Consider the following 19462-nt stretch of genomic DNA (forward strand, 5'->3'; position numbering starts at 1 on the left):
CTGGCTGGGAGGCGTTCCTTGCGCGAGAGTTCCGGCAGCCCGAAGCGGTACTGGCTCGGTACGCACCGGATCGTCGATCCGGAGGCGACGGTCGAGCGGGTGCGCGGCCTCCTGCCCGCCTTCGGTATCACGCGCATCGCCGACGTCACCGGCCTCGACCGGATCGGCATCCCCGTCGCGATCGTGGTCCGGCCCAACGGCCGGGCACTCGCCGTCGCCCAGGGCAAGGGCGTCACCCGCCCGGCCGCCCAAGCCTCGGGCCTCATGGAATCGATCGAGGCCTGGCACGCCGAGCAGCTCGTCCTGCCGACCCTGTTCAACAGCATCGAGGAGCTGCGCTACACGCACCCCCTGATCGATCTCGCCCGCCTGCCGCGGCGGCGGGGCAGCCGGATCGACCCCCACCAGCGCCTGCTCTGGGTCGAGGGGCGCGACCTTCTCGCCGAGGGCGGAGCCGCCTTGTGGCTGCCGCGCGATCTCGTCAGCACCGACTACACCCTGCCGCCGCCGCCCGGCGCCGGCTGCTTCTGCGCCAGCAGCAACGGCCTCGCCTCGGGCAACGACCGCGCCGAGGCGCTGGTGCAGGCCTTGTGCGAGGTGATCGAGCGCGACGCCATGGCGCTCTGGCGTGCCGCCCCGGCGGAGCGCCGCGCCGCCACCCGCATCGATGCGGGCGAGGTGGACGACCCCGTCTGCCGCGACCTTCTGGCTGCGCTCGAGGCCGCCGACATCGCCGTCGGCATCTGGGACGTCACGAGCGACACCGGCGTCGCCGCGTTCCACGTCGAGCTGGCCGAGAGCGGCAGCCGGCTGCCGCTGTTCTCGCCCATCGTGGCTTCCGGCAGCGGCTGCCATCCCGCCCGTGGCGTGGCACTGGCGCGAGCGCTCACCGAGGCGGCCCAGTCGCGCCTCACCGGCATCGCCGGCAGCCGCGACGACATCGATCCGCGCATCTACCAGCCGGACGGATGGCAGCACGCCGCCTGGCTCGATGCCGTGAGCACGGCCGAGCCGCAGCGTCCGTTCGCGGCGGTGCCCGATGCCGTCCACCCCACTGCCGAGGCGGACCTCGCCTTCCTGCTCGCCCGCCTGCGCGCCATCGGCATCCGCCAGGCCGCTGCCGTCGATCTCAGCCGCGAGGAGCTGTTCGGCCTGCCGGTCGTGCGTGTCGTGGTGCCGGGCCTCGAGACCGACCCGCGCCATCCGTTCTACGTGCCGGGGCCGCGCGCCCGCGCCGCCGCTGCGGGAGGCCGCGCGTGATCCCGGTCGTTTTTCTGGGCCCGAGCCTCGCCCGCGCCGATGCCGAGGCGGTGCTGCCCGCGGACTACCGCCCGCCCGTGCGCCAGGGCGACGTGTATCGCGCCGTGCGCGACGGCGCCCGGCTGATCGGCATCGTCGACGGCTGTTTCCACGACGTGCCTTCGGTCTGGCACAAGGAGATCCTGTTCGCGCTCCACGAGGGTGCCGCGGTCATGGGTGCGGCCAGCATGGGCGCCTTGCGGGCGGCCGAGCTCCACGCCTTCGGCATGGAGGGCGTGGGCGCCGTCTTCGAGGCCTTCCGCGACGGCAGGCTCACCGACGACGACGAGGTCGCGGTCCAGCACGGGCCGGCCGAGCTGGGCTATCCGGCCCTGAGCGAGGCCCTCGTCAACATCCGGGCGACGCTCGCCGCCGCCGAGCGGGCCGGCGTGATCGACGGAGCGCTGCGGGCGGAGCTCGAGAGCCTGGGCAAGGCGCTGTTCTACCCCGAGCGGAGCTGGGGCGCGCTCCTCGCCGGCGCCCGCGCCCGTGCGCTCCCGGCGGAACCCTTGTCGACCCTCGAAGCCTGGCTGCCGGCGAACCGGGTCAACCAGAAGCGCAGCGATGCCCTGGCCCTGCTCGAGGCTCTGCGCCACCGCACTGCGCAGCCGGCGCGCCCCGCCCCGCGCTTTCGCTTCGAGCCGACCGAGATCTGGCAGCGCTTCGTCGAGCAGCAGAACCGGCCGGGCTGATCGGCGACGCGTGGGACCTTCGGCGAGCGAGCGGTGTTGTTCGCTCGTTTTGGGCATCTTCGACGGAAGGGCAGCATCATGGCAGGCAAGCGGGTTCTGATCGTCACCACCTCGCACGACCGGATGGGCGCCACGGGTCATCCGACCGGTGTATGGCTCGAGGAGCTGGCGGTTCCTTACTACGCGCTCCTGGATGGCGGGGTCGAGGTCGTGCTCGCCTCGGTGCGCGGCGGCAAGGTCCCGTTCGATCCGCGCAGCCTCCCGGCCGAGGCCGGGAAGGGGTCGGGCGAGGAGCCCGCCTCCGGGCAGGAGGTGCCGCCCGCCGTGCGCCGCTTCCTCGCCGACGAGCGTGCCATGACGGCAGCGGCGGGTACGCCCGCGATCGACACGATCGACGGTGCCGGCTTCGATGCCGTCTTCCTTCCCGGCGGGCACGGCACGATGTGGGACCTGCCCGAGAGCGAGGCCCTCGCCCGGCTGGTCGGCAGCCTTTTCGATCAGGGCAGGATCGTGGCGGCGGTCTGCCACGGGCCGGCGGGGCTGGTCTCGGCCAGGCGGCGCGACGGTCGGCCCATCGTCGAAGGCAGGCGCGTCAACGGCTTCACCAACAGCGAGGAGCAGGCCGTGGGCTTGGCCGCGGTCGTGCCGTTCCTGCTCGAGGACCGGCTGAAGGCGCTGGGCGGGCGCTTCGAGCGCGGGCCGGACTGGCAGCCCTACGCCGTCCGCGACGGCAACCTGATCACCGGCCAGAATCCGCAATCCTCCGCCCTCGTGGCGCAGCACGTGCTGACGGCGGTGGCGAGCGGCCCGCTTCCGGGCGGCGGCTGAGAGCGCCTCAGTCGCGGAACGCTTCGTCCACCGGCACGCGCCAGCCCTGCACGAGCCGGTTGGTCTCGTTGGCCATGCCGACGACGGCGATCAGCTCCCCCAGCATGCCGTCGCTCATGCCCTTCTTGCGTGCCGCCGCCGTGTGGCTCGCGATGCAGTACTCGCAGCCGTTGGTGATGCTGACGGCGATGTAGATCAGCTCCTTCGTCAGCGCGTCGAGCTCGCCCGGCCGCATCACCTCCTTGATGGAATCCCAGGTGCGCCGCAGGCTCTCCGGGTGATGCGCGAGATATTTCCAGAAATTGTTGACGTCGGGTACGCCGCGCGCGGCCTTGATCTCGTCGAACACCGCGCGCACCTCGGGCGAGGCGTCCGCGTACTCGATCGGCTTGACCATTCTTCTCTCCGGCGGTTGGGCTTCAGACGGGGTGCATGCGCGAGAGCTTGTCGGCGAGCCGGGTCGGCTCCGGCAGGCGCCAGCGCGTCGTGGTCGCGAGCACGAGCTCGACCGCCCGCTCGAGCCCGATCCGGTGTCCGACCGAGACGTAGAGCGGGCTGACGCCGTCGCGGGTGCGCACGACCGCGCCGATGATCTCGCCCTTGTGGGTCAAGGGCACGCGGCTGCCCTTCGTGCAGGCGGGCTCGTCGTGCTGCCCGATCAGGCGCGACTTCGCCACCCCGATCGTCGGCACGTCCAGCAGCACGCCGAGATGGGCGGCGATGCCGAGCCGGCGCGGATGGGCGATGCCCTGGCCATCCACCATGACGAGGTCGGGTGCGCGGTCGAGCAGCGAGAGGGCCGCCAGCACGGCCGGGATCTCGCGGAAGGAGAGATAGCCCGGAACGTAGGGAAAGCCCGTCGGAACGGCGGCAAGGGCACTCTCGACGAGCTCGAGGCCGGACCCGTCGACCAGCGCCACCGCGGCCCAGGTGAGGCCGGTGCGCTCGGCGACGTGGACGTCCACGCCCGCGATCAGGCCGGGTGCTTCGGGACCACCGGTCGTGACCACCTCATCGCACAGCCGTTCCTGTAGCGCGCGTGCTTCGGCGATGGTCGTGGGCCAGCCGGGCGGCAGGTCCGTCCTCATGCCGGTCCCAGCACCCAGGCGCCGTAGCCCACGACCATCGCCCGCCCGCCGGCCGTGTCGCCGGAATTGCGCAGGTCGAGCCGCTGGATCCCGAGGCCCCGCTCGCGGGCGAGCCGAAGCAGGCCTGCGACCGCAAGCCAGCCGCAGGCATCGTCCGAGCCGAGCGCCTCGGCGTCGAGTGCTTCGATCCGGGCGGCGGTCGCGGCATCGAGTCGGGTCGCGGTGGCGTGGTCGTGGTAGTGCGAGAGATCGGAGCTGACCACGACGAGCGTGGCGTCGTCCCACAGCCGCTCCAGCACGGCCGCGACCTCGGCAGGCGTGGCATCGCCCACGACGAGCGGCACCAGGAGGAAGCCGTGCGGGAGAGTGCGCTGCAGGAACGGCAGCTCCACCTCGAGCGCGTGTTCGGGCGCATGCGGCCGGTCCGCCCCGACCACCGCCGGCAGGCCCGCCACGGCCGCCACCGCCTCGCGATCGACGGCGATCTCGCCCAAGGGCGTGCGAAAGGCGGTATGGTTCGGCACGGCGATGCCCCGGAACGGCACGTAATGCGCCGGACCGATCACCACGACCCGCCTCGGCGCCGCTCCCTGCCAGCAGCGGAACGCGCTGGCCGCGACCGGCCCGGAATAGACGTAGCCCGCATGGGGTGCGATCACGGCCGCAGCCGGAAAGCGCAGGCGAGGCGGGCTCGCAGCCGCCAGCAGGCGATCGACCGTCTCCGCGAGGACCACGGGCTCGACAGGATAGAAGCGGCCGGCCACCGCCGGCGGACGAATCGTCATGGCTCCGGCTACCTCGCGTGGGGTCGAAGGGCCATATGAAGGATAACCCGTCTTCCGGCCGTCCGACCATGACCGACCTCGACCACGAGCGCCATCCGGCACGCCACTGGCACGTGCTTCCCGACGGCCGCATCCAGTGCGACGTCTGCCCCAGGTTCTGCAAGCTTCACGATGGCCAACGGGGCTTGTGCTTCGTGCGGGCGCGCGACGGCGACCGGCTGGTGCTCACGACCTATGGCCGCTCCTCGGGCTTCTGCATCGACCCGATCGAGAAGAAGCCGCTGGCCCACTTCCTCCCCGGCACGCCCGTGCTCTCCTTCGGCACGGCCGGGTGCAATCTGACCTGCAAGTTCTGCCAGAACTGGGACATCTCGAAAGCGAGAGCCTTCGACCGCCTCATGGACCGGGCCGACCCGGAAGCCATCGCCGAGGCCGCTCTGCGCACGGGCTGCCGTTCCGTGGCCTACACCTACAACGACCCCGTGATCTTTCTGGAATATGCGGTCGATGTGGCCAGAGCCTGCCGGGCGCGCGGAATCAAGAACGTCGCCGTGACCGCGGGCTATGTCTGCGCCGAGGCGCGCAACGAGCTGTTCGAGCTCATGGACGCCGCCAACGTCGATCTCAAGGCATTCACCGAAGGCTTCTACCATCGCCTGTGCACGGCCTCGCTCGAGCCCGTGAAGGAGACGCTGGTCTGGCTGAAGCACGAGACGGGCGTGTGGCTCGAGCTCACGACCCTGCTCATCCCGGACGAGAACGACGGCGACGCCGAGATCGAGGATCTCAGCCGTTGGGTGAAGGAAGCGCTCGGCCCCGACGTGCCGCTCCACTTCACGGCCTTCCACCCCGACTGGAAGATGCTGGACAAGGCACCCACGTCCAAGACGACGCTGCAACGGGCGCGAGCGATCGCCCGCCGGCAGGGCCTGCGCTACGTCTATACCGGCAACATCCGCGACCCCGAAGGGCAGAGCACGCGCTGCCATGGCTGCGGCACCCTTCTGATCGGGCGCGACTGGCACGAGATCACCTCCTGGACGCTCGACGCGGCCGGCCGCTGCCGGGCGTGCGGCGAGGCTTGCGCCGGCGTGTTCGAGCCCCGGCCCGGCGACTGGGGCAGCCGGCGTCAGCCGGTGACGATCCAGCGTCACCGGGGGGCCACGGCGCGATCCGCCTCCTCGGCCAGCGCCGCCAGCGCCGGTGCCACGGCGACGGGATAGCGCCAGCCCGCCTCGAGCCGCCGCAGAGGCTCCGGCAGACGCGCCAACTGTTCCGTTGCCCGCGCTCGGGCTTCGGCGAGGCCGGGGAGCGTGCCCACGCGCTGCCCGCTGCGCAGGACGGGAACGAGAAGCGGCTCGCCGTCCTGCGGATCGCCCAGGATCGTGAGCACGTCGCCTGCCATGCGGCCGTTTCCGTCGTAGCGGCGGAACACCTGCTTTCTGCCCGGCCAGGTCGCCTTGCCGGTCGAGCGCTTGCGCTTTGGCGTGCCGGCGTACTCGGTGAGTTTGTAGGCGCAGTCGAGAGCGGCCCAGTCGGTCGAGGTGGTGAGGCTGGTGCCGATGCCGAAGCCGTCGATCGGGGCCGGAGCGAGCGCCGCGAGGCTCGTCTCGTCGAGGCCGCCGCTCGCGAAGATGCGGACCTCCTTCAGGCCTGCCGCGTCGAGCAGCCCGCGCACGAGCCGGGCCTGGGCCGCGAGATCGCCGCTGTCGAGGCGCACGCCGCGTAAATTTATCCCCTCGCCTGCCAGGACGGGCGCGATCTCGATCGCCGTGCGCACCGCCGCCTCGACGTCGTAGGTATCCAGCAGAAGCACCACCTGCGCCGGTCGGGCGCGGGCGAAGGCCAGAAACGCCTCGCGCTCGCTCTCGTGCGCCTGGACGAACGAGTGCGCCATGGTGCCGACTGCGGGTACGCCGAAGCGTGCCTCGGCGAGCACGGTGGCACTGCCGGAAAAACCCGCGAGATAGGCTGCACGCGCGGCAAGCAGCCCGGCCTCGGCCCCGTGCGCGCGCCTGAGGCCGAAATCGAGCAGGATCTTCTCGGGTGCGGTCAGCACCATGCGCGCCGCCTTGGACGCGATCAGAGTCTGGAAATGGAGGAGGTTGATGAGCCGGCTCTCGAGAAGCTGCGCCTGCGGCAAAGGAGCGGTGACGCGCAGGATCGGCTCGTCCGCGAAGAAGACCGTGCCTTCCGGCATGGCATCGAGATCGCCCTCGAACCGGAACCCGGCCAGTGCCTCGATCACCTGGTCGGAAAAGCGACCTGTCCCGCGCAGCCAGTCGAGCTCGGCCGCGGAGAAGCGGGCCTCTTCCAGGAACTCCACGACCTGCTCGAGGCCGGCAGCGAGAAGGAAGCCGCGGCACGGCGGCAGCTTGCGGACGAAGAAGTCGAACACGGCCGTGGCCGTCATGCCTTCGGCGAGATAGGCCGCGTACATGTTGAGCTCGTAGAGGTCGGTGAGCAGCAGGCTCGCTGCCGGATCGACCTGCCGCAGCGCCGGCGCTTCGCTCATGCGGACTCCGGTCCCTGGTGCCGCGCCGCCTCCTCGAGCATCGCCACCACCTCCTCGTCCTCGACCTGACGGAAGTCCCGGTAATACTGGCCCACCGCCATCAGATCGGGGTCCGGATGCAGGCAGACGATGCGGTCGGCGTCGGCAGCGAGCCGGTCCAGCACCTCGGGCGAGGCGACCGGCACCGCGAGCACGAGCTCTCTCGGACCCGCACGGCGGACGGCATGGAGCGCTGCCCGCACCGTAGCGCCGGTAGCGATGCCGTCGTCGACCACGATCGCGGTCCTGCCGGTGATCCTCGGCCGCTGGCGGCCGCCGAGATAGAGCCGGCGGCGGCGCTCGATCTCCTCGAGCTGACGCGCCATCTCGTCTTCGAGATAGCTCTCGTCGATGCCGTAGCCACGTACCACGTCGTTGTTCAGCACGAGCTCGGGCTGATCGCCGTCGACCACCGCCCCGGCCGCGAGTTCCTTGTGCCAGGGCGCCCCGATCTTGCGCACGAGCACGACGTCGAGTGGCGCTCCCAGCGCTTTTGCCACCTCCAGCCCGACCGCGACCCCGCCGCGGGGAAGCGCCAGGACCAGAGGATCGGCGAGACCGAGCTCCTGAAGATGCTGACCGAGCCGCTGGCCAGCATCGCGTCGGTCGGCGAACATCATGGCTGCTCTCCCTTCGGCCCTGGAGTGTAAGGCACGCCAGGGAGAGCGCCCCTGTCAAGCGTTCCGAAGCGCTCTCGGGTCTCAGCCGTGGCTGCGCAGGACGGTGCCGGCGAGGTAGAGCGAGCCGCAGATCAGGACGTCGTAGGGCGGGCGTTCCTCGGCGGCGATGGCCCGGACCGCATCCAGCGGCGAGGCCGCGACGCCGGCGCGAGCACCGAGCGCCTTCGCCGTCCCGGCCGAGGCCGAAGGATCGCGGCCGAGCGGTTCGTCCGGGATCGGCACGAAGCGCATGCTGGCCGCGATCGGCGCGAGCGGAGCCAGGAACTGCTCGAGATCCTTGGTCGAGAGCATGCCGACGACGAGATGGAGCGGCCGATGGCGCGCTTCTCCGCTCAGGGTCTCGGCCAGGACCCGGCCGGCCGCGGGGTTGTGTCCGCCGTCGAGCCAGAGCCGCGTGCCGGCGGGCAGGAGGTCCACCATCGGCCCGTGCTGGAGCCGCTGCAGCCGGGCCGGCCATTGCGCCCGGCGCAGACCCTCGGCGATCGCCGCCTCGTCGATCCCGGCTTCCGCGAGCTCGAGCGCCGCCACGGTGGCGAGCCCCGCGTTCTCGATCTGGTGCACGCCGGCGAGCGCCGGCCGGGGCAGGTCGAGCCGGCGGCCCCGGACCTCGACGACGAGGCGGCCATCCTCCTCGCGCGCGTTCCAGTCGCGGCCATGGACGAGAAGCGGTGCGCCGATCTCGGCCGCGCGCGCCGCGATCACCGCCATCGCCTCGGGCTGCTGCCGGCCGATCACGGCCATTACCCCCGGCTTCAGGATGCCCGCCTTCTCGAAGGCGATCTTCCCGAGTGTGTCGCCGAGATAGCTCTCGTGGTCCATCGAGACCGGCGAGATCAGCGTGAGCCGCGGCCGGGCCACGACGTTGGTGGCATCCAGCCGGCCGCCCAAGCCCGTCTCGAGCAGGACCCAGTCGGCCGGGTCCTCGACGAAGGCGAGGAACGCCGCCGCCGTCGTGATCTCGAAGAAGGTGATGGGCGCACCGGCGTTGGCGGCCTCGCAGCGCTCGAGGCAGGCGGCGAGCCGGGCTTCGTCGAGGGGCGCGCCGCGCTTCAGGATACGCTCGTTGAAGCGGACTAGATGCGGGGAGATGTAGCGGTCGACCCGCCACCCGGCCGCCTGCAGCATCGCCGCCAGCATGGCGAGCGTGCTGCCCTTGCCGTTGGTGCCGGCGATGTGCACCACGGGCGGCAGGCGCTGCTCCGGGTTGCCGAGCGCCTTCAGCAGCCGCTCGACCCGGCCGAGCGAGAGATCGATGCTCTTGGGGTGGAGCTGGTGCAGCCGGGCGAGGATCAGATCACTTGCGAAGCTGGTCATGCTCCGCGTCCGCCGCTGCCGCCGGCTTGCCGTCGACGGATAGGGTCGTAGGCGCCGCCACCCGCTCCGGGGGCACGTCCGTGATCACCCGCGCATCCGTCGCCCGGTCGGGCCGCAAGAGGAGGTCGAGGATGCGGGCCAGCGTGGCGCGGAGCTCGAAGCGGTGCACGACCTGATCGATCATGCCGTGCGCCAGGAGATACTCCGCCCGCTGGAAGCCTTCGGGCAGCTTCTCGCGGATGGTCTGCTCGATGACGCGCCGGCCGGCGAAGCCGATCATCGCACCGGGCTCGGCGAGATGGATGTCGCCCAGCATGGCGAAGGAGGCCGTGACCCCGCCCGTGGTCGGGTCGGTCAGGATCACGATGTAAGGCAGGCCCGCCTCCTTGACCTCCTCGACCGCGACCGTGGTGCGCGCCATCTGCATGAGCGAGAGCGCGCCCTCCTGCATCCGCGCCCCGCCCGAGGAGGTCACGGCGATGAAGGCGGCGTCGTTCTTGATGGCGCAGCGCGCGGCGGCGATGAAGCCTTCGCCGAGGCTGGTGCCCATCGAGCCGCCCATGAACTCGAAGTTCATGACGGCGATCACGGCGGGAAGGCCGTCGATCCGGCCGAGCGCGGCTTCGAGCGCGTCGTTCGCCTTGGTCTTGGCCTGCGCCTCCTTGAGCCGGTCGGCGTACTTCTTCTGGTCGCGGAACTTCAGGGGATCGGCTGGCGCCTTCGGCAGCTCGATCCGCTGCCAGCTTCCCTCGTCGAACAGGGAGCCGAAGCGGTAGTCGGGCCCGACCCGCATGTGGTGGTCGCAGTGCGGGCAGACGCGTTGGTTGGCATCGAGATCGCGGTGGAAGATCATCCGCTCGCACGACGGGCACTGATGCCAGAGATTCTCCGGCACCTCGGGCTTCTCGCGCGTGTAGAGCGCCCGGATCTTCGGGCGGACGTAATCGGTGAGCCAGCTCATCGCTTCACCCCGTGCACGGCCTCCGCCAGCGCTTTCACCTTGGCATGGACCGTCGGAACCAGCCCTCCCGTCGCCCGGCCGTCCGCATCCAGGTTCTTCGCCACGATGTCGACGAGCGCCGAGCCCACCACGGCGGCATCGGCGACGGCCGCGATCTCGGCCGCCTGCTGCGGCTCGCGGATGCCGAAGCCCACCGCTACCGGCAGGCTGGTATGGCGCTTGATCCGCGCCACCTCCGGCCCGACCCGGCTCGCCACCGCCGCCTTCTGCCCGGTGATGCCGGCGACCGAGACATAGTAGATGAAGCCTGAGGTGTTCCTCAGCACCGCGGGCAGCCGCCTGTCGTCGGTCGTAGGCGTGGCGAGGCGGATGAAGTCGATCCCGGCCGCCCGCGCCGGCAGGCACAGCTCCTCGTCCTCCTCGGGCGGAAGATCGACCACGATCAGCCCGTCCACGCCGGCCGCCTTGGCGTCCTTCAGGAAACGCTCGTTGCCGTAGGCGTAGATCGGGTTGTAGTAGCCCATGAGCACGACCGGCGTTTCCCGGTCGCGCTCCCGGAAGCGGCGCACGAGCTCGAGCACCTTGGTCGTCCGCATTCCCGCCGAGAGCGCTCTTAAGCCCGCCGCCTGGATCGAGGGGCCGTCGGCCATGGGGTCGGTGAACGGCATGCCGATCTCGATCACGTCCGCGCCCGCCGCCGGCAGGCCGGCGATCAGCTCGAACGAGGTTTCAAGGTCGGGATCGCCCGCGGTCAGGAAGGTGACGAGGCCGGCGCGACGCTCTTCCCTGAGCTGCGCGAAGCGTGCCGTGATGCGCCCGCTCACAGATTCACTCCCATGACCTTGCCGACCGTGAACACGTCCTTGTCGCCGCGCCCGGAGAGATTCATGACGACGATTCGGTCCTTCCCGAGCGTGGGCGCCAGCTTCATCACCTGGGCCAGCGCATGGCTCGGCTCGAGCGCAGGCAGGATGCCCTCGAGCCTGGCGCAGAGCTGGAAGGCTTCCAGCGCCTCGTCGTCGGTGATGCCCGCGACCTCGATCCGTCCCTGATCCTTGAGCCAGGACAGCTCGGGGCCGATGCCGGGATAGTCGAGCCCGGCCGAGATCGAGTGCGGCTCGATCACCTGCCCGTCCTCGTCCTGAAGGAGATAGGAGCGCTGGCCGTGCAACACGCCGGGCCTGCCGGCCAGCATCGCCGCCGCATGCGCACCGGTCTCGATCCCGTGGCCCGCCGCCTCGACGGCAACGATGCGCACGTCGCGGTCGTCGAGGAAGGGATGGAACAGGCCGATCGCGTTCGAGCCGCCACCCACGGCCGCGACCAGCGCATCGGGCAGCCGGCCCTCCTTCTCCAGGATCTGCTCCCTGGTCTCCCGGCCGATGACGCACTGGAAGTCGCGCACCATCGCCGGATAGGGATGCGGCCCCGCCACCGTGCCGATGACGTAGAACGTGTCGTGCGGGTTGCTGACCCAGTCGCGCAGGGCCTCGTTCAGAGCATCCTTCAGCGTCTTCGAGCCCGAGCTCACCGGCCGGACCTCGGCACCCAGAAGGCGCATCCGGAACACGTTGGGCTGCTGCCGCTCGATGTCGCGCTCGCCCATGTAGACGATGCACTCCAGCCCGAAGCGCGCCGCCACGGTCGCGGTCGCGACTCCGTGCTGGCCGGCGCCCGTCTCGGCGATGATCCGCTTCTTGCCCATGCGGCGGGCGAGCATCATCTGGCCGATGACGTTGTTGATCTTGTGGGCACCGGTGTGGTTGAGCTCCTCGCGCTTGAAGTAGACCCGAGCACCGCCGAGATGCTCGCTCAATCGCTCGGCGAGATAGAGCGGCGAGGGCCGGCCGACATAGTCCTTGAGCCAGAAGTCCATCTCGGCCTGGAAGGCCGGGTCGCGTTTCGCCGCCTCGTAGGCCTCCTCGAGCTCGAGGATCAGAGGCATCAGGGTCTCGGCGACGAAGCGGCCGCCATGGATCCCGAACCGGCCACGCTCGTCGGGCCCGGTGCGCAGGCTGTTCGGAAAGGTCATCGGCTCAGGTCCTCTAGGGGGCCGCGCGATCGGCGATGCGCCGGACGGCGGCGAAGAACGCTTCCAGCTTCTCCGGGTCCTTGACGCCGGGCTTCGCCTCGACCCCGGACGACACGTCGATGATGGGCGCACCCGTGAGAGTCACCGCCGTCTCGAGATTGCCGGCATGGAGCCCGCCCGCGAGCGCCCAGGGCTTCCCGAGGCCGAGGCCCCGGAGCAGCCGCCAGTCGAACGGCAGACCGTGCCCGCCCGGCCAGCCCGCATCCCGCGGTGGCTTCGCATCGAACAGAATCATGTCCGCGGCCTCGATATAGGCAGGAACCTGCTCGAGATCGGCGGCCTCCTCGACCCGGATCGCCTTCATCACCCGGCAGCCGGAGCGCAGGGCGATCGCCTCGACGCGCTCGGGCGTCTCGTAGCCGTGTAGCTGTAGGATGTCGAGCGGCACGGTCTGCAGGATGGCATCGATCTCGGCATCGGTCGCATCGACCAGCACACCCACCGTCTCGACCCCTGCCGGCACGTGCAGGACGAGCTCGCGGGCGCGCGCCGGGTCGACGTAGCGCGGAGACGGCGGGTAGAACACGAGGCCCACGTACGCCGCGCCCAGTGCTGCCGCCTGCTCGATCCGGGCCGGCTCCTTGAGCCCGCACACCTTCACCTTCAGCGCCATCTCAGGAAGCCTCCGCCGCCAGCTCGCGCGCGATCGCGGCTGCGGCCTCGGCCGGAGAGGAAGCTCCCGTGATCGGCCGGCCGATGACGAGAGCATCCGCACCGAGCGCGAGCGCTCGGGCCGGCCCCAGCGTGCGCTTCTGATCGTCGCCGGCACCCGCCGGCCGGATGCCGGGCACCACCAGCTTCGGCGCGCCGCCGAAGGCCGCACGCAGCGGCTCGATCTCCTGCGGCGAGCAGACCAGCCCGTCGAGCCCGGCCGCGAGCGCGAGCCGCCCGAGCCGGACCGCCTGCTCGGCGGGCGGGGCGGCGATGCCGGTCGCGGCGAGATCGTGCGCATCGAGGCTGGTCAGCACGGTGACGGCGAGAAGCTGCGGCCGCGCGCGCACGGCACCCGCCGCCTCGACGGCAGCCTCCAGCATCGCCCGGCCGCCCGCCGCGTGCAGCGTCAGCATGGCGACCCCCAGCCGCGCCGCCTCGCGCACCGCACCCGCCGCGGTGTTCGGGATGTCGTGGAACTTGAGGTCGAGGAAGATCGGCAGGCCCAGGCTCTGCATCGCCTCCACACCGCGAGGGCCTTGCGCGGTGAAGAACTCGAGCCCGAGCTTGATGCCGCCCACGTGAGGCGCCACGGTGCGCGCGAGCGACAACGCCCCTTCGAGATCGGGGCGGTCGACGGCGCAGAAGATGGGGTTCTTGAGCAAGGAAATCCGGCGCGATTGGAGGGCAGGGGGCGAATCGGGGGCGCTTATAGCAGAGCCGCGCCCGCTTGCCAAAGGCATGGCAAGGAGCCGCCCCTGTCCAGAGAATCGCGAGGCCGCTTCAGGTGGTGGCGCCGCCGAAGAAGTCGCGCGCCACGAGGACGGCCTGGGTGCGGCTGTAGACGCCGAGCTTCCTCAGGATCACCGTGATGTGCGCCTTCACCGTGGTCTCGGCGATGTCGAGCTCGTAGGCTATGATCTTGTTGGGCTTGCCCTGCGCCACGAGCTGCAGGACCTTGAGCTGCTGCGGCGTGAGCGAGCCGATCCGCTCGGCCCGGCTCCTGGCCTCGTCTTCGGGCGGCCCCGCCTCGTCCGCGAAGCCGGAAGGAAGATAGCTCTCGCCCCTGAGGATCCGCCCGAGCGCGTCCTCGATCTCGTCGCGCGGCAGAGTCTTCGGGATGAAGCCGGAAGCGCCCAGCGCCATCGCCTCGCGGATCACCTTCCGCTCGTCGCTCGCCGAGACGATCGCCACCGGCAGATGCGGGAACTCGCGGCGCAGTGCCAGCAGGCCGGCGAGGCCGTCCATGCCCGGCATGCGCAGGTCGAGCAGCACGAGGTCGATGTCGTGCTCGGCGCTGGCAAGGCGGCGCACCTCCTCGATCGAGCTCGCCTCGAGCACCACGGGCTCGTCGTGCGCGGAGCCCAGCCCGGCGATCGCAAGCTGCATGGCCTGACGGAACAGCGGATGATCGTCGGCCACCACGACCTTGCACATCCCAGGAAGCGCCTCCCTTCGTCGCCACCGTCTCGTTGCGACGAAACATAGCGGTGCTTCCTGCCGTGGCAACAAGCAGAAAGGGCCGGGGGCGACGTTCGGTCGCTCCCGGCCCGATGCCGCAGCGCCTGAAGGCCCTACTTGGCCAGCCTGAAGGCCCAGACCGAGCCGCCCTGGTTGAAGTTCTTCACGATCTGGGCGACGTCGCCGCCCCAGAGCGGCACCGCCCCGCCCCAGCCCGAGACCACGGCGACGTACTGCTCACCGTCCTGCTCCCAGGTGATCGGCGATCCGACCACGCCCGAGCCCGTGTTGTACTTCCACAGGATCTCGCCGGTCGTGTCGTCCACGGCCTGCAGATAGCCCTCGGGCGTGCCGTAGAACACGAGCCCGCCACCCGTGGTCATCACCCCGCCCCACAACGGCGCGCGGTTCTTGACCTCGAACTTGAGCTCGCCCGTGGCCGGGTCGATGGCGCGAAGCACGCCGATATGATCGTCGTAGAGCGGCTTGATGTTGAAGCCTGCACCCAGATAGGCCGCACCCTTCTTGTAGGTGATCGCCTCGTTCCAGATGTCCATGCCCCACTCGTTCGAGGGCACGTAGAACAGCCCGGTCTTCTGGCTGTAGGCCATCGGCATCCAGTTCTTGCCGCCGAGGAAGCTGGGGGCGGCGAACACCGGCTCGCGGTCCTTGCCCGACTTCGCGACCTCCTCGGGGTTGCGTGGCCGGTTCTCGGCCACGTACTGCGGCCGACCGTTCTCGTCGAAGCCTTTGGCCCAGGTGATCTTCGAGACGAAGGGTTTGGCGCTGATGAACTTGCCGTTGGTCCGATCCAGGACGAAGAAGAAGCCGTTGCGGTCGGCCTTGGCCCCGGCCTTGATCGTCCGGCCGTCCTTCTTCAGCTCGAACGGAACGAACTCGTTGACACCGTCATAGTCCCAGCCGTCGTGCGGCGTGGTCTGGAAGTGCCACTTGATCTCGCCGTTGTCGGGATCGATCGCGAGCGTGGAGGAGGTATAGAGATTGTCGCCCGGACGGAGCCAGCTGTTCCACGGCGCCGGGTTGCCGGTGCCGAAGAAGAGCAGGTTCAGCTCGGGGTCGTAGGTGCCGCCCAGCCAGGTGGCGCCGCCGCCGTTCTTCCACATGTCGCCGGGCCAGCTCGCGTTCTGCTTGCCGGTCACCGTGCTGTCCTTGCCGTTGAGGCGGCCCATGTTGCCTTCGATCGTGGGCCGGTACCAGACCTCCTCGCCGGTTTCGGCGTCGTAGGCCTTGACGGCGCCGACGATGCCGAACTCGCCGCCCGAGTTGCCGACGATCACCTTGCCCTTGACGACGATGGGGGCGGCCGTGTTCGAGTAGCCGGCTTGGAAGTCCTCCATCTTCTTGCGCCAGACGACCTTGCCCGTGTCCTTGTTGAGCGCCACGAGCTGCGCGTCGAGGGTCGTGAAGTAGACCTTGTCGCCGTAGATCGCGGCGCCGCGGTTGATCACGTCGCAGCAGGGCAGGATGCCCTCGGGCAGGCGCGCGTCGTACTGCCACTTCTCCTCGCCGGTGCGTGCGTCGACTGCCCAGATCCGGGAGTAGGAACCCGTCACGTACATGGTGCCGTCGACGACGATCGGCTGGCTCTCCTGGCCGCGCTGCTTCTCGCCGCCGAACGAGAGCGTCCAGGCCGGGACGAGCTTCTTGACGTTCTCCTTGTTGATCTTGTCGAGCGGGCTGTAGCGCTGGGCCTTGTAGCCCATGCCGTTCATCAGCACGTTGTCCGTGGTCTGGTCGTCCTTGACCAGATCGGCATCGGTGACCGCAAGGGCCGGCAAGGAAGCGGTGGCCAGCAGCACAAACATGCTGCCGGCGAGGCCGAGCCTCGTTTTCTGCGCCATGAAGGACCTCCCAGAGCGTCGCCGACGAAGCAGCCGACACGCGTGATCTAGCCCGGCGACGAAAGCCCGAGCGGACGGAAGCCGACAACTGGCCTTAGGTCGTAAGGAGGCGCGCGCAGGCGCGCCTTGCGGTGCTACTTTGGTCGCAGATCAGGCGTCTCCGGGAGACGGTGGGTTCAGCGCGGCCGCTCGGCGCGCATCACCGTGAGGATACGGGCGGCGAGCGGCGATCCCGTCACCGCATCGACCGCAAGCGGGCAGCGCCGGCGCCAGTTGGGATGCCCGGCGATGGTGCCGGGCAGGTTCGGCTGCTCGAGCTCGCCCGCGAGATCGTCGAGCTGCACGGCCGCGAGCTCCGATGCCGAGCGGCCGAGATGGCGATGCAGCGCCAGCGTGCGCGCCTCCTCGTCCGCCTCGTCGCCGAGAAGGCCGCTGGCACGCAGCCGTTCCAGAAGCAGCGCCGCCTCGTGGAGTCGCGCCCTCCGATCCGCCTCCGCCTGCTCCTGGTCCCGATAAAGGCCCAGGCGCTCGCGCCAGAGAACGTCCTGGGCCAGAAACCAGCCGCGCACGGTCGGGAGGTCGTGGGTCGAGACGGTCGCCATGGCCTGGGCCGGAAACCGTTCGGGCGGCAGAAAGCTCTGGTCGCCGTGCCAGTCGCGCTCGAACCAGACTACCCGGTATCCGAGAAGCCCGGCCCCGAGCATGGGTTCGCGGAACCCTTCGGGGACCGTGCCCAGATCCTCGCCGATCACGATGCAGCCCGAAGCCCGCGCCTCCTCGGCCACCGCACGGAGCAGCCGGGCATAAGGATAGCGCACGTAGGCCCCATCCGCGGCCGTGCCGCCGGGCGGGATCAGGAACAGCCGCATCAGCCCCAGCGCATGGTCGATCCTGAGCGCGCCCGCATGGCGCATCGTCGCCCGCAGCGTGGCGCGCAACGAGGCGGCATCGGTGGATGCCAGCACCAGCGGCGAGGGTGCGACCACGTTCCAGTTCTGGCCGAACGGCCCGAGCGGATCGGGCGGTGCCCCCATGGTGGCGCCTGTGACGAGGGCTTCCGGATCGGCCCAGGCTTCCGCACCGTCCGGGACGACTCCGGTCGCGAGATCGGCATAGAGCCCGATGCGCATGCCGGCAGCACGCGCCCGCGCCTGCGCACCCGCGAGCTGCCGGTCGGCCAGCCACTGGAGGAAGGCACGGCCGTCGACGGCCACCCGCTCCCGGACGGCCACGGCCTCCACCTCGGGATGATCGGGCCGGCGCCACACCGCCGGCCAGTCCTGGAACGGCACCGGCCTGCCCCGCTCCCGCGCCACGAGCCCGGCCAGCACCTGGAACCGGCAGAACCGCTCGAGATCCTCGCCCTGTGCCGCCTGCCAGGCCCTGAAGTCGCGGCCGAGCGCCGTCTTCGCGCCTTCGGCCAGATGTGTCGCCCGGAACGCCCGCCACAGCCGCTCGAGCGCCGCCCCTTTGGCTGTGGCGACCGCCCCGTAGTCGATCAGCGCGGCCGCCCGCAGCTCCGCCGCACCCTCGACCTCGATCGGGGTCAGGCCCAGATCGCGGCAGGCCGCGTCCACGGCGATGAGCAGCTCGTTCAGCCAGCGGCGGCTCGATGGCGCATAGGGGCTGTAGCGCGCCGGATCCTCGGGGAAGAGCGCGTGCAGAGGACTCAGGCCGAGAAAATCCGCCCCCTCGGCCGCGAGCTGCTCGGCCAGGACCGCCACGTCCTCGAAATCGCCGATGCCGGCGTTGCGGTCCGAGCGCAGCCCGTAAGCCTGGCAGGTGACGCCCCAGCTACGCCCGATGCCGAGATCGCCAGGACGCGGGCAGCTCGGGAGCGCCGATCCGGCCGGCGGCTCGGACCCGTGCTCGCGCAGGCGCCGCGCGGCTGCGGCATCCTCGGGGTCGAGGCGCAGCGCTCGGAGCAGGGCGCGCTTGGTCTCCGCCGGGGTGGTGTGCCAATGGCCGGCAATGTCCCAATAGCCGGGCTCGATGCCGACGAGGCTGGCGAGCTCTTCCAGGATGTCGCTCATGCCGCAGGACCGGTCGCCTCGTGAGAGTCCACGCTTCTTAGCCGCGAAGGCTCTCGCGGGTAAACGCGACAACGGAAGAGATGCGACGACGGGGCGGCCGGACGAAAGGGCACGCGGGCGCCACGGGCGAGCCCGTCATGTGTGCGGGCACGTTCTAGGATAATATTCCAGATCGGATCCGGAACGACCCGCAGGCGGGAAACGGCGATCCCGTGTGGCAAATTGCACGAACGAATTCGAGAAAGCCATCTCTTTCAAGAGGTAAGCCATCAAGTATCGGTTCGAGGTCAGGCCCGCGCCTGCTTCCGCCGCAGCCTCGAAACCCGGTTCGGAGCTTGCGTGGTCGGCTCGGTGCTATAAGATATATAGCTAATACACCTTTATGGAGCCGTTCATGTCCACACCCGAGCAGCAGGAGCGGCGGGCCGCGTTGGCGCCCGGCGCGGCCGTGGCGATCGACGAGGTGCTGATCGGGCGCGTGGTTCGCGAGTTCTATCGCCGGGTGCGGCGGGACCCGGTGCTCGGGCCGATCTTCGAGGATGCCATCGGCGACGGCTGGGACGCGCATCTCGCGAAGCTCGTCGATTTCTGGTCGTCCGTCCTCCTCATGACCGGGCGCTACAGCGGCCGGCCGATGCAGGTCCATGCCCGGATCGATGCCATCGAGGATGATCTGTTCCGGAGCTGGCTCGGCCTGTTCGAGGCGACCGTGGTCGATCTGTGCACGCCAGCACAAGCGGCGCTCTTCAGGGAGAAGGCGCAGCGCATCGCCGAGAGCCTGCGCCTCGGCATCGCCTTCCACCGCAAGTTGATGCTGCCGCGGACACCGCTCGCCGCCGGCTGAGCCTCAGCGCCGGCCGAGGAGGGCCGCAGCGATCGCCTGGCCCTCGGCCGTGGTGTCGCCATGGCCCATGGACCTGCCGGCCCGGCGATACCAGTAGCCGGCATTGCCGGGATCGCCCTCGATCCGGTGCAGCCAGCCGTGCACCCAGGCCGCATCGGCGCCCTCGAGCTCCTGCACGATCGCGTGCGCTCTCTCCCACTCGCCACGCAGCCCGTGCCAGACCGCATGCAGCAGCGGTGCCGCATCTATGGGCGGGGAGGGGGTGCTCAGCGAGCCGAGAAACGTCTCGATGGGGCTCTTCGCGTCGGACATGGCTCC

20 protein-coding genes are annotated in these 19462 nt (G+C 70.5%); 5 read left to right on the top strand and 15 right to left on the bottom strand.

Annotated elements, in window-relative coordinates:
* The first annotated feature begins 18 nt into the window (after positions 1 to 18).
* From U1T56_RS09070 to U1T56_RS09080, 3 genes are all read left to right on the top strand, one after another.
* On the top strand, positions 19 to 1260 hold the full coding sequence (locus U1T56_RS09070) for a YcaO-like family protein (protein WP_418159136.1): 1242 nt from the start codon (positions 19 to 21) through the stop codon (positions 1258 to 1260).
* Complete coding sequence (locus U1T56_RS09075; protein ID WP_418159137.1) at positions 1257 to 1991, top strand: TfuA-like protein; 735 nt, start codon at positions 1257 to 1259, stop codon at positions 1989 to 1991. The genes U1T56_RS09070 and U1T56_RS09075 overlap by 4 nt, the downstream gene beginning before the upstream one ends.
* Before the next feature lie 78 nt (positions 1992 to 2069).
* Positions 2070 to 2819: a type 1 glutamine amidotransferase domain-containing protein gene (locus tag U1T56_RS09080; RefSeq protein ID WP_418159138.1), complete on the top strand. Its 750-nt coding sequence runs from the start codon at positions 2070 to 2072 to the stop codon at positions 2817 to 2819.
* A 7-nt stretch (positions 2820 to 2826) separates the two neighbouring features.
* Here the strand turns inward: U1T56_RS09080 and U1T56_RS09085 are convergent, their stop codons facing one another.
* Genes U1T56_RS09085 through amrB form a run of 3 tightly spaced genes read right to left on the bottom strand, consistent with a single transcriptional unit; the run spans position 2827 to position 4692 of the window.
* Complete coding sequence (locus U1T56_RS09085; RefSeq protein ID WP_418159139.1) at positions 2827 to 3216, bottom strand: carboxymuconolactone decarboxylase family protein; 390 nt, start codon at positions 3214 to 3216, stop codon at positions 2827 to 2829.
* 22 nt (positions 3217 to 3238) lie between these two features.
* Positions 3239 to 3907 (bottom strand): deoxyribonuclease V, encoded by a 669-nt coding sequence (gene nfi, locus U1T56_RS09090; protein ID WP_418159140.1) that lies wholly within the window; start codon positions 3905 to 3907, stop codon positions 3239 to 3241.
* Positions 3904 to 4692, bottom strand: coding sequence for an AmmeMemoRadiSam system protein B (gene amrB, locus U1T56_RS09095; RefSeq protein WP_418159141.1), 789 nt, complete (start codon positions 4690 to 4692; stop codon positions 3904 to 3906). Before amrB ends, nfi begins: the two co-directional genes overlap by 4 nt.
* 68 nt (positions 4693 to 4760) lie before the next feature.
* On the opposite strand from amrB, the gene amrS reads away from it, so the two are divergent.
* On the top strand, positions 4761 to 5915 hold the full coding sequence (amrS, locus tag U1T56_RS09100; protein ID WP_418159228.1) for an AmmeMemoRadiSam system radical SAM enzyme: 1155 nt from the start codon (positions 4761 to 4763) through the stop codon (positions 5913 to 5915).
* Here amrS and U1T56_RS09105 read toward each other — a convergent pair.
* From U1T56_RS09105 to malQ, 11 genes are all read right to left on the bottom strand, one after another.
* A complete protein-coding gene (locus tag U1T56_RS09105) occupies positions 5843 to 7207 on the bottom strand; it encodes a nicotinate phosphoribosyltransferase (RefSeq protein ID WP_418159142.1) in 1365 nt (454 codons plus the stop codon). The genes amrS and U1T56_RS09105 overlap by 73 nt on opposite strands.
* Positions 7204 to 7866, bottom strand: coding sequence for a phosphoribosyltransferase (locus U1T56_RS09110; RefSeq protein WP_418159143.1), 663 nt, complete (start codon positions 7864 to 7866; stop codon positions 7204 to 7206). Before U1T56_RS09110 ends, U1T56_RS09105 begins: the two co-directional genes overlap by 4 nt.
* An 81-nt stretch (positions 7867 to 7947) precedes the next feature.
* Entirely contained in the window at positions 7948 to 9240 is a 1293-nt protein-coding gene (locus U1T56_RS09115; protein WP_418159144.1) for a bifunctional folylpolyglutamate synthase/dihydrofolate synthase, read from the bottom strand.
* Positions 9221 to 10201, bottom strand: coding sequence for an acetyl-CoA carboxylase, carboxyltransferase subunit beta (gene accD / locus U1T56_RS09120; protein ID WP_418159145.1), 981 nt, complete (start codon positions 10199 to 10201; stop codon positions 9221 to 9223). The genes U1T56_RS09115 and accD overlap by 20 nt, the downstream gene beginning before the upstream one ends.
* The gene (trpA, locus tag U1T56_RS09125; RefSeq protein WP_418159146.1) at positions 10198 to 11025 is read right to left on the bottom strand and encodes a tryptophan synthase subunit alpha; all 828 of its coding nucleotides are present in this window, start codon (positions 11023 to 11025) and stop codon (positions 10198 to 10200) included. The genes accD and trpA overlap by 4 nt, the downstream gene beginning before the upstream one ends.
* The gene (gene trpB / locus U1T56_RS09130) at positions 11022 to 12233 is read right to left on the bottom strand and encodes a tryptophan synthase subunit beta (RefSeq protein ID WP_418159147.1); all 1212 of its coding nucleotides are present in this window, start codon (positions 12231 to 12233) and stop codon (positions 11022 to 11024) included. Before trpB ends, trpA begins: the two co-directional genes overlap by 4 nt.
* Before the next feature lie 13 nt (positions 12234 to 12246).
* Positions 12247 to 12906 carry a phosphoribosylanthranilate isomerase gene (locus U1T56_RS09135; RefSeq protein WP_418159148.1) on the bottom strand — a complete coding sequence of 220 codons (660 nt, stop codon included), beginning with the start codon at positions 12904 to 12906 and terminating at the stop codon, positions 12247 to 12249.
* Position 12907: 1 nt separating this feature from the next.
* Entirely contained in the window at positions 12908 to 13609 is a 702-nt protein-coding gene (gene pyrF / locus U1T56_RS09140) for an orotidine-5'-phosphate decarboxylase (RefSeq protein WP_418159149.1), read from the bottom strand.
* Between the two features lie 118 nt (positions 13610 to 13727).
* A complete protein-coding gene (locus tag U1T56_RS09145; RefSeq protein WP_418159150.1) occupies positions 13728 to 14381 on the bottom strand; it encodes a response regulator in 654 nt (217 codons plus the stop codon).
* A gap of 137 nt (positions 14382 to 14518) precedes the next feature.
* Positions 14519 to 16267, bottom strand: a complete 1749-nt coding sequence (locus U1T56_RS09150) for a PQQ-dependent methanol/ethanol family dehydrogenase (protein ID WP_418159151.1) — start codon at positions 16265 to 16267, stop codon at positions 14519 to 14521.
* Positions 16268 to 16443: 176 nt separating this feature from the next.
* Positions 16444 to 18300: a 4-alpha-glucanotransferase gene (gene malQ / locus U1T56_RS09155; protein ID WP_418159152.1), complete on the bottom strand. Its 1857-nt coding sequence runs from the start codon at positions 18298 to 18300 to the stop codon at positions 16444 to 16446.
* Between the two features lie 394 nt (positions 18301 to 18694).
* On the opposite strand from malQ, the gene U1T56_RS09160 reads away from it, so the two are divergent.
* A complete protein-coding gene (locus tag U1T56_RS09160; RefSeq protein WP_418159153.1) occupies positions 18695 to 19144 on the top strand; it encodes a group III truncated hemoglobin in 450 nt (149 codons plus the stop codon).
* 3 nt (positions 19145 to 19147) lie between these two features.
* Here the strand turns inward: U1T56_RS09160 and U1T56_RS09165 are convergent, their stop codons facing one another.
* Entirely contained in the window at positions 19148 to 19456 is a 309-nt protein-coding gene (locus U1T56_RS09165; protein WP_418159154.1) for a hypothetical protein, read from the bottom strand.
* Positions 19457 to 19462: the final 6 nt, after the last annotated feature.

It is taken from the genome of Benzoatithermus flavus, assembly GCF_037908215.1.
In the GTDB taxonomy this organism is placed as follows: Bacteria; Pseudomonadota; Alphaproteobacteria; order Geminicoccales; family Geminicoccaceae; genus Benzoatithermus; species Benzoatithermus flavus.